Source organism: Dietzia sp. HMSC21D01 (genome assembly GCF_001815995.1).
Classification (GTDB): Bacteria; Actinomycetota; Actinomycetes; order Mycobacteriales; family Mycobacteriaceae; genus Dietzia; species Dietzia cinnamea.
Genome location: NZ_KV824058.1, coordinates 1 through 9228 on the forward strand (window position 1 = coordinate 1; position 9228 = coordinate 9228).

The following is a 9228-nucleotide window of genomic DNA, read 5'->3' on the forward strand; positions in this document are numbered from 1 at the left end:
CCGAGGGCGCGCCGACCGAGGAGGTCGACCGCGTCGAGGCGCGGGCGCGCGCGTTGGTGGAGGCCATGGAGGCGCGCGACTGGGACGTGGCCGCCGTGCCCGAGGTCCTGGCCGAGATGCGTGGGGCCGGTGCGTCCGGTGACGCCGGGGACCGTGGGGACGGTCTAGGGGGCGACGACGACGAGGTGGCGCAGGTGCTCGGCTTCGCCGCCCGTGAGGTCGTACCGAGGTTGGCCGGCACGGCCGACGAGCTGGACGCGGTCATGCACGCACTGGACGGCGGGTTCATCCCGGCCGGCCCCTCGGGATCCCCGCTGCGGGGCCTGGTCAACGTGCTGCCCACGGGGCGGAACTTCTACACCGTGGACCCGCGGGCGATCCCGTCTCGACTGGCCTGGGACACCGGCCAGGCCATGGCCGACTCGCTGCTCGAGCGGCATCTGGAGGAGACCGGCTCCTACCCGGCCTCGGTGGGGCTGTCGATCTGGGGCACCTCGGCCATGCGCACCTCGGGCGACGACATCGCCGAGGTGCTGGCCCTATTGGGCGTGCGCCCGGAGTGGGACGAGGCCTCCCGCCGCGTCACCGGCCTCGAGGTGATCCCGACCGAGGAGCTGGGGCGCCCGCGCGTCGACGTGACGGTCCGGATCTCCGGCTTCTTCCGCGACGCGTTTCCGCACGTCATCGCGATGCTCGACGACGCCGTCCGGATGGTCGCCGAGCTCGACGAGCCGGACGAGCTCAACTACGTCGCCGCCCACACCCGCGCCGACCTGGCCGAGCACCACGATGGGCGGCGGGCCACCACCCGCATCTTCGGCTCGGCGCCCGGGTCGTACGGCGCGGGGATCCTGCAGACCATCGAGGCGGGCAACTGGCGCGACGACCGCGACCTGGCCGAGGTGTACACCCGCTGGGGCGGCTATGCCTACGGCCGCGACCTGGCCGGGGTGCCCGCCGCCGACGACATGCGCATCAACTACCGGCGCATCGCGGTCGCCGCCAAGAACATCGACACCCGCGAGCACGACATCGCCGACTCGGACGACTACTTCCAGTACCACGGCGGGATGATCGCCACCGTGCGTGCGCTCACCGGCGCCGAGCCGCGCGCGTACGTGGGCGACTCCACCACCCCGGACGCGATCCGCACCCGGACCCTGGCAGAGGAGACCCGGCGGGTGTTCCGGGCCCGGGTGGTCAACCCGCGCTGGATCGCCGCCATGCAGCGGCACGGTTACAAGGGCGCGTTCGAACTCGCCGCGACCGTGGACTACCTGTTCGGGTTCGACGCCACCGCCGGCGTGGTGCAGGACTGGATGTACGACACCCTGGCCCGCGAGTACGTCCTCGACGAGAAGACGCAGGACTTCCTGCGCCAGTCCAACCCGTGGGCGCTGCGCGGGATGATCGAGCGCCTGTCCGAGGCCGCCGACCGCGGCATGTGGGCCGAGCCGGACGCGGAGGTCATGGATCGGATGCGGCAGGTGTACCTGGACGTCGAGGGCGACCTCGAGGACTCCCATGGCGAGTGACAGGCGGCGGGTGCGCGTGGTGGGCATCGGCTCCGGTGGGCTCGACCAGATCACCATCGAAGCCGCCGAGGCCCTGCGCGCCAGCGCGTATGCCCTCGCCGCCGTGAAGGGCCCGGCCGACGCGCTGGTCGATCTCCGGGCGCGGCTGCTCGCCCGGCACGCACCGGACGTGGAGCTGGTGGGCGTGCCTGATCCGGAGAGGGAGCGCTCGTCGTCGTCGACCTCAACCCCGCTCGACTACCGCGGCGTGGTCCTGGACTGGCACGAGGCGCGCTCACTGGCGTGGGAGCGCGCGATGGCCGCGCGGCCCGGCGACGTGGCGATCCCGGTGTGGGGCGACCCGGCGTTCTACGACTCGACGCTTCGGATTCTCGACCGGATCGCCGAGCGCGGCCGCCTGGCGCTGGACGTGGAGGTGCTGCCGGGGATCTCGGCGCTGCAGGTCCTGGCCGCGCGGCACCGGATCGTGCTGCACGAGATCGGCGGCACCGTCACCGTCACCACCGGGCGGCGGCTGCACGAGGCCGTGGCCGCCGGCGCGGACAACGTGGTGGTGATGCTCAACGCGGACCTGCCGCTCGACCAGTTCGCCGACTGGCGGATCTGGTGGGGCGGCAACCTCGGCGATGCCGGCGAGACGCTGGTGGCCGGCCGCGTCGGCGACGTGCTCGCCGAGCTGCGGGGGCACCGCGAGCGGCTGCGCGCCGAGCACGGCTGGGTGATGGATGTGTACCTGTTGCGACGCGGAGAAGGGACGACGGCCTGATGGCGGTGGAGAATGCGGCGGCCGGCGAGGATCGCGCCGACCGGGCCGACGGCGGCGGGCAGTGCCCGGGCCGGGTGGTGCTGGTCGGAGGCGGGCCGGGTGACCCGGGGTTGATGACCGTGGCCGGGCTCGAGGCCGTGCGCACCGCCGACGTGGTGGTGACCGACCGCCTGGGACCTGTGTCGATCCTCGACGAGCTCGACCCAGGCATCGAGGTGATCGGTGTGGGCAAGGTGCCGTTCGGTCCCGCGACCCCGCAGGAGGAGATCAACCGGATCCTCGTCGAGCAGGCCCGGCGCGGCCGCACGGTGGTGCGACTCAAGGGCGGCGACAGCTTCCTGTTCGGTCGCGGCGCCGAGGAGCACCTCGCGTGCACGGCCGCCGGGGTGCCGGTGGCGGTGATCCCGGGCGTCACCTCGGCGTTCTCGGTTCCCGCCCTGGCCGGGGTGCCCGCCACCCACCGCGGGCTGGCCCAGGGGGTGTCGGTGATCTCCGGACACGTCCCGCCCGGGCACCCGCAGTCGACGCTCGACTATGCGGCGCTGGCTCGCTCCGGCACGACCCTGGTGCTACTCATGGCGGTGACGACCCTCCCCGCGATCACCGCGGAACTGCTGGCCGAGACGATGCCCGCGGACACCCCGGCGGTGCTGATCGAGAACGGCTCGACCCCGGCCCAGCGCATCCTGCACGGCACGCTGGCGACGATCGCGCGGCAGGCCGCGGAGGCGCAGGTCGCGCCACCCGCGATCACGGTGATCGGCGCGGTCGCCGGTCTGGCGGGGGATCTGGTGCCCGGATTGCCTCTCGCCTGAGTCTGGGGTCGCACCCGGCTCCGGAGTTCGACAGGTGACTCCAATCGGCACGGGGTGGTCGTCGCTCGAGAAGCTAGGCCCGCCGGAGGAGCTCGGTCCGTCGGTCCTCGGGGGTTCGTCGCGGGCAGCTCGCGCACTTGCCGCCGTCGGTGGCCACATAGATGAGGCAGCACGAGCCGCGGCGGACGAACCGCCGTGTCCGGTCGGGGCCCTCCACGTCGACGAATCGGGCCGGAAGTAGCGGCGGCCGACACACGGCGCGAGCGAGCTCGCCGCCGCGGTCCTCGTCGCCCGCAGCGCGGCCCGCCTCGAGCGCCCGGTTGGCGATGGAATCCGTCGCGATCGCCCACAACGCCCGCGGTGCCGCGCCCGAGACCTCCGCGAGGGCGGCGATCACCCCCGAGTGGGCCTCCACCAGCGCGTCGGCGAAGGCCGCGGCCGACGGCAGGAGTCGATCAGACCGCGCCGACCGGAGATAGCCGTTCGGCTGCAGCGAGACGCTGAGCCGCCCCGGGCGGGGATCGGGCGCGCGTCCGGTGGCGAGCAGCATCGCCAGCGGCGCCGCGACCAGCGTCGAGCTGGCCGAATACCACCACAACGTCCCGTTCACCCGCGGATCGTCATGGTTCCAGCGCCGGCCGGTGTCCTCCACCCGCCGGGCCAGCCACCGCGGGTCCGTCAGCACCGCGCCGGGCAGGACGGTCGAGCCGTGCTCGATGGTGCGGGCGAAGTCCCCGAGGAGGGTCGAGGCGCCCGCGTACGCTGCCGCCACGGTCCCGGGGGCGCGGAGCTCGTCGTCGTCGCCGTCGTCACCCCCCGGCCCGCCACCCACGCTCGCGCCACCCACCGCTCCGTCACGCATCGGCGAGCCCCACCACGTCGAGCGTTCGGCGACCGTCCGACCCCGCCCGCACCTGGCCGCGCACGCCGAACACCTCCCGCAGCACGGCGGCGTCCAGGACCTCCTCCGGCGAGCCCGTCGCGACGAGCCGACCGCGGTGTAGAACGGCCACGGCATCGCAGTACTCGACGGCCATGCGCAGGTCGTGGAGCGTGAGCAGCACCGCCAGGCCGCCGGCCGCGAGCTCGCGCAACAGCGCCAGGACCGACAGTTGCTGGTGGAGGTCGAGGTGGTTGGTCGGCTCGTCCAGCAGGAGGACTTCGGGCTGCTGGGCCAGGGTGCGCGCGATCGACACCCGCTGCCGCTCCCCGCCGGACAGGGCGAGCACATCGCGGTCGGCGAGTTCGGTCAGCCCGACCCGCGCGAGGACCCTCTCGACGACCGCGGAGTCGTCGGTGTCCAGCGGCTCGAACAACCCGCGGGTGACCGTCCGGCCCAGGCGCACCGACTCGCGGACCGTGATGCCGCCGAGCGAGACCGGCTCCTGCGTGCTGGCCCCCACCGCGCGGGCGAGCGCGCGGCGGCGCAGCGAGGTGATGTCCGCGCCGTCGATGGTGACGTGACCCGCCGTGGTGGGCAGCGCTCGGTAACACGCGCGCAGCAAGGTCGTCTTCCCGCTGCCGTTCGGCCCGACCAGGGCCGTGACCAGACCGGGAGTGACGCTGAGGTCGACGCCGTCGAGGATCTGCCGGCCGCCCAGGCGGGCGGAGACACGGTCCGCGCTGAGGGTGGTCATATCGACGCCCTCCCGTAGCGGCGCCACAGCATCACCAGGAACACGGGCCCGCCCACGACGCCCGTGATGACGCCGACCGGCAGCTCTGTGCCCTCGCGCACCGAGCGGGCGGCGATGTCGGCCAGGACCAGGGCGAGGGCGCCGAGCAGCGCCGCGGTGGGCAGCAGGCGCGCGGACGTCCGGCCCGTGAGGAAACCCGCGAGGTGCGGGATGAGCAGGCCGATGAACCCGATGGTCCCCGACACCGCCACGGCGCCCGCGGTGAGCAGCGAGACGAGTAGCAGCATGAGGATCCGGAAGCGCGGCACGTTGACGCCCATCGCGGTGGCGCCGTCGTCGCCGGTGAGGAGAAGGTCCAGGTGGCGGCTGCACAGCATGACCACCGTGCCGGCGACGGCGAGGATCGCGATCGGCGCCCAGACCATCGTCCATCCGGCGTCGCCGAACCCTCCGGCCAGCCACCGCATGACCGTGCCGAGTTGGTGGTCGTCGCCCAGGACCAGCAGCGTGAAGGTGTTGAGCGCACCGAAGACCATCGTCATGGCCGCCCCCACCAGCACGATCGCGGTGGTGTCGTGGGCGCGGCGGGCCACGAGCACCACCCCGGCCAGCGGGAGCAGCGCGCCGACGAATGCGGCCATGGGCAGGGTGAACACGCCCCACATCCCGGCGCCCACCCCGAGGACGGTGAGGGCGACGACGCCGAAGCCCGCGCCCGAGGAGACCCCGAGCAGGTACGGGTCGGCGAGCGGGTTGCGGGTCACCGCCTGCGCGACGCCGCCCGCCACCGCCAGGGACGCGCCCACGGCCGCCGCCATGAGCGCGCGGGGCAGCCGCGACTCGAGGACGATCGCCTCCCGGGCGTCGGTCCACCACGGCTCGAACAACCCCGGGGCGAGGCGGTGCGCCACGATCGCCCACACGTCCCCGAACGGGATGGACACCGAGCCCAGCGAGACGCCCGCCGCGATCGCGACCACGAGTACGGCCAGCAGCGGCAGACAGATCAGCGCGAGGGGCCGGCGGCCGCTGGGTGCGGTGCCGGCGGGGTCCGTTATGTCGGAGGAGGACACGACGGCGGGGTCGGCCCCTGCCCGGGCCGGCGGGCGGCGGCCCTCGCGGCGATCGGGCTTCTCGGCTACCGACGTCATGTCACTGCCCGAACGCGTGCGGGTGCAGCTCGCGGGCGATGGTCTCCACCGAGGTCGCCATGCGCGAACTCTCGAAGAAGTCCGCCAGCGGCACCACCACGATCCGGTTCTCCCGGATCGCCGGCGTCGTGGCCATGATGGGCTGCGCGCGCAGGTAGGCGATCTTGTCCTCCGCGCTGGTCGGGCCGTAGTCCAGCACGACGATCGCCTCCGGCTGGCGCTCGCCGAGGACCTCCCAGGTGGTCTTGGGGTACGGCTTGTCGCCCTCGGAGAAGATGTTGTCCGCGCCGGCGTACTCGCCGATGAGCTGGCCGATGCCCACCCCGCCGATCGTCATGGGTTCGGCTTCGCCGCTGTCGTAGAAGAACGTCGGCGTCCCGGTGACTCCCGCGGCGTCGAGTGTGGCGCGGACGTCTTCGACCTGCCCACGGATCCGATCGGTGAGGTCACGTGCCCCCTGTTCGACGCCGAGGACACGACCGAGCTGGGAGAAGTCCGTCTCGAGCATCGACAGGTCGGGGAAGCCCTTGCCGCAGTACTCCGAGAACAGGAACGTGTTGATACCGGCGGACTCGAGGGCGTCGCGGCTGCGGCCCTCCTTCTCGTCGAACGCGCTGCGCATGCCCGCGACCACCAGGTCGGGCTCGAGGTCGACGATCTGCTCCCAGGTGGGGTACTCCTCGGCCAGCGACGGGATGGCGTGGAACTGGTCGGCGACCTCGGGCAGCACGTCGTTCTGATCGCCGTAACCCATTCCGACGATCCGGTCGCCTGCGCCCATCTGGATGAGGGTCTCGGTGACGTGGTCGTTCATCGAGATGATGCGCTGCGGCGGCTCGGTGTAGGTGGCCTCGCGCTCGCAGTTGGCGATGGTGACCGGGTTGGCGAAGGGCTCGGCCGCGCCACCGCTCTCGAGCGCCTCGCCCCGGGAGCAGCCGGCGAGCGCCAGGCCGCTCACGAGCAGCGCGGCCAGCGCGGTTCTGGGGTGGTGACGGAACATGATCAGACCTCGGATCGTGTCGTGTGGTCGACGACCACGGCAGACCCGCAGGACGGCTGGCGTCGAGGACGCCACGTCACCTGACAGGACCCCGGATCGCAGACCTCGGCGATGACTGGTGGAGTCAGGCCTCCGGGCAGGCGATCGGGCTCGCCGCCACTTGTGGTAGCGGCACACCGTTGCGGGTCAGCGCCGGATTCTCACCGGTCTTTCCCTGCGTCCGGAAGTCGGTAGTTCATGTCGAGCATAGGCACACCGCGCCGCGCGGAGGTAGTCGTCTCCCACCCAGCCACCTGCGTCGGCGGCCAGCGCCGCCTCAACGGTGGGATGACGCCGGAGTCGTCGACGGCCGTGCCGGGCGGGCTACTCTTCGCGCTGGACCTCACGCAGTTCGCCGGTGGACACGTCGTAGACGAAACCGCGCACCGCGGTGCTGTGCAGCAGGAAGGGGTCGGATTCCACGCGGGCGATCGACTGGCGGACGTCGGCCTCCGGCTCCGGGAACGACTCGGGCGCCCAGCGCGGCCGCAAGCCGGTGTCGGACTGGATCTGATCCTTGAAGTCGTCGTCCCGGAAGGTGAGCATCCCGCAGTCCGTGTGGTGGACGAGGACGATCTCCTCGGTCCCGAGCAGTCGCTGGCTGATGGTGAGCGATCGCAGGACATCGTCGGTGACGACCCCTCCCGCGTTGCGGATGACGTGGGCGTCGCCCTCTGTCAGGCCCAGCAGGCCGTACGGGTTGAGGCGAGCGTCCATGCAGGCCACGACGGCGACCTTCCTGCCGGGCGGCATGGGCAGGTCGCCCTTGTCGAAGTCGGACTGATAGGCCTTGGCGGCCTCGAGCAGTTCATCGGTGACGGTCATGGCCGCAGGTTAGTCCCGGCCGGCCGGGCCCGCCAGGGTTCGGCTCGCGACGGCGGGAACCGTTGTCAGGCCGGGGCGCGGAGCGGCGCCTCATGCACCTCGCGGTCGAACTCCGGAAGCGGCTCGGCCTCGCGCAGGACCCGGGCGATCGCCGGATCAGCCAGGTGCATCCGGCCGATGGAGATGAGATCGAACTCGCCGCGCTCCATGCGCTCCACGACCGAATCGATGTTGTCCGCCGCCACGGCCGCCTTGCCCGACTTCTGCTCGCGCAGGGACGTCCCGATCCCCACGCCGCCCACGGCGCCCGCCGGCTTACCCGTGAGTCTGCGGGCCCACCCGGCGAGGGTGACCTCGCCGTCGTCACCTTCCAGGTCGGGGAACGCCGGATCGCTGAAGCGCCTGGTCGACGCGTCGAACAGGTCGACGCCCGCCTCGGCGAGTGCGCCGAGGTAGACGCCGAGTTCGTCGGGGTCGGTGGCCTTGAGGGCCGAGTAGTCCTGCTGCGTGTGCTGCGAGAAGCGGTAGAACAGCGGCGCCTCCGCGCCGATGGCCTCACGGACCGCCGCCACGACTGCTGCGGGGAAGCGGCTCCGCGCCGCCAGGTCGCCGCCCCACTCGTCGGTGCGTCGGTTGGTATCGGCCCAGACGAACGCATCCAGCAGGTAGCCGTGGCCGCCGTGCAGGGTGACCCCGTCGAACCCGGCCTCGAGGGCATACCGTGCCGACCGGGCGAAGGCGCCGATCACGTCGGCGATGTCCGACTCGGTCATCGGCTCCACCGCCGGCGACCAGCGCTCGATACTCCGATCCGAGTACGTGGTGACGCCCGGCGTACCCCACAGGCCCGACGGACGCATGGGGTGCATCGCCATGAGGCGGTCGCGGCTCCCGCGATCGAAGCGGGCGTTGGCGCCCCACAGCGGACCGACGTGCCACAGCTGCGCCATGATCCGGCCGCCCGCGGCGTGCACGGCGTCCGTCACCACGCGCCACGCCGCCACGGACTCCGGACCGTCGAGGCGCGGGATCGCGGAGTGGTCGACCGACGTGGGGTGGTCCACGCCGATGCCCTCGGTGACGACCAGCCCGGTACCGCCCGCGGCGCGGGCCGCGTAGTAGTCCCGGTTGATCTCGTCGGGCAGTCCGCCCGGGCAGCCCATCCGCGTCATCGGCGACATGACCAGGCGGTTGGCCAGGTGCAGTGAGCGGACGTCGAGCGACCGGAACAGGGTTTCACGACCGGGGGCGACCAGCGGATTCATGATGTGAGACCTCGTGATTCTCGGTGTGGCGACGAAGGCGGAGTCCTGATCTGGACACTCTCGTCGTTGACAGGCGTCAAGTGTAGACCAGCCAATGGTGTTCGCGGAGGTCCTCGAAGTGGCGCTCCGCCGACGCCGCCCGCGTGCCCGGCGCCCCCTCAGCCGCGGGCGGCGCGGACCGCGTCCCGGGCGTCG

9 protein-coding genes and 1 riboswitch are annotated in these 9228 nt (G+C 72.6%); of the genes, 3 read left to right on the top strand and 6 right to left on the bottom strand.

Annotated features, from left to right (window positions below):
• The 3 genes from HMPREF3086_RS14405 to cobA all read left to right on the top strand — a co-directional run.
• On the top strand, window positions 1–1535 hold a 1535-nt coding region (locus HMPREF3086_RS14405; protein WP_210401879.1), incomplete at its 5' end, for a cobaltochelatase subunit CobN.
• The gene (gene cobF, locus HMPREF3086_RS14410) at window positions 1525–2301 is read left to right on the top strand and encodes a precorrin-6A synthase (deacetylating) (RefSeq protein ID WP_070722558.1); all 777 of its coding nucleotides are present in this window, start codon (window positions 1525–1527) and stop codon (window positions 2299–2301) included. The genes HMPREF3086_RS14405 and cobF, both read left to right, overlap by 11 nt.
• Window positions 2301–3116 carry a uroporphyrinogen-III C-methyltransferase gene (gene cobA / locus HMPREF3086_RS14415; protein ID WP_070722560.1) on the top strand — a complete coding sequence of 272 codons (816 nt, stop codon included), beginning with the start codon at window positions 2301–2303 and terminating at the stop codon, window positions 3114–3116. Before cobF ends, cobA begins: the two co-directional genes overlap by 1 nt.
• 73 nt (window positions 3117–3189) lie before the next feature.
• On the opposite strand, the gene HMPREF3086_RS14420 is transcribed toward cobA, so the two are convergent.
• From HMPREF3086_RS14420 to HMPREF3086_RS14445, 6 genes are all read right to left on the bottom strand, one after another.
• The gene (locus tag HMPREF3086_RS14420) at window positions 3190–3978 is read right to left on the bottom strand and encodes a (2Fe-2S)-binding protein (protein WP_083324459.1); all 789 of its coding nucleotides are present in this window, start codon (window positions 3976–3978) and stop codon (window positions 3190–3192) included.
• Entirely contained in the window at window positions 3971–4753 is a 783-nt protein-coding gene (locus HMPREF3086_RS14425; RefSeq protein ID WP_070722562.1) for an ABC transporter ATP-binding protein, read from the bottom strand. Before HMPREF3086_RS14425 ends, HMPREF3086_RS14420 begins: the two co-directional genes overlap by 8 nt.
• The gene (locus tag HMPREF3086_RS14430) at window positions 4750–5904 is read right to left on the bottom strand and encodes a FecCD family ABC transporter permease (protein WP_109149006.1); all 1155 of its coding nucleotides are present in this window, start codon (window positions 5902–5904) and stop codon (window positions 4750–4752) included. Before HMPREF3086_RS14430 ends, HMPREF3086_RS14425 begins: the two co-directional genes overlap by 4 nt.
• A gap of 1 nt (window position 5905) precedes the next feature.
• Window positions 5906–6904, bottom strand: a complete 999-nt coding sequence (locus HMPREF3086_RS14435) for an ABC transporter substrate-binding protein (protein WP_070722565.1) — start codon at window positions 6902–6904, stop codon at window positions 5906–5908.
• A gap of 117 nt (window positions 6905–7021) precedes the next feature.
• Window positions 7022–7179, bottom strand: a riboswitch (cobalamin riboswitch).
• An 88-nt stretch (window positions 7180–7267) separates the two neighbouring features.
• Window positions 7268–7768 (bottom strand): beta-class carbonic anhydrase, encoded by a 501-nt coding sequence (locus HMPREF3086_RS14440; RefSeq protein WP_070722567.1) that lies wholly within the window; start codon window positions 7766–7768, stop codon window positions 7268–7270.
• A 65-nt stretch (window positions 7769–7833) separates the two neighbouring features.
• A complete protein-coding gene (locus HMPREF3086_RS14445; RefSeq protein ID WP_070722569.1) occupies window positions 7834–9033 on the bottom strand; it encodes an oxidoreductase in 1200 nt (399 codons plus the stop codon).
• Window positions 9034–9228 lie beyond the last annotated feature (195 nt).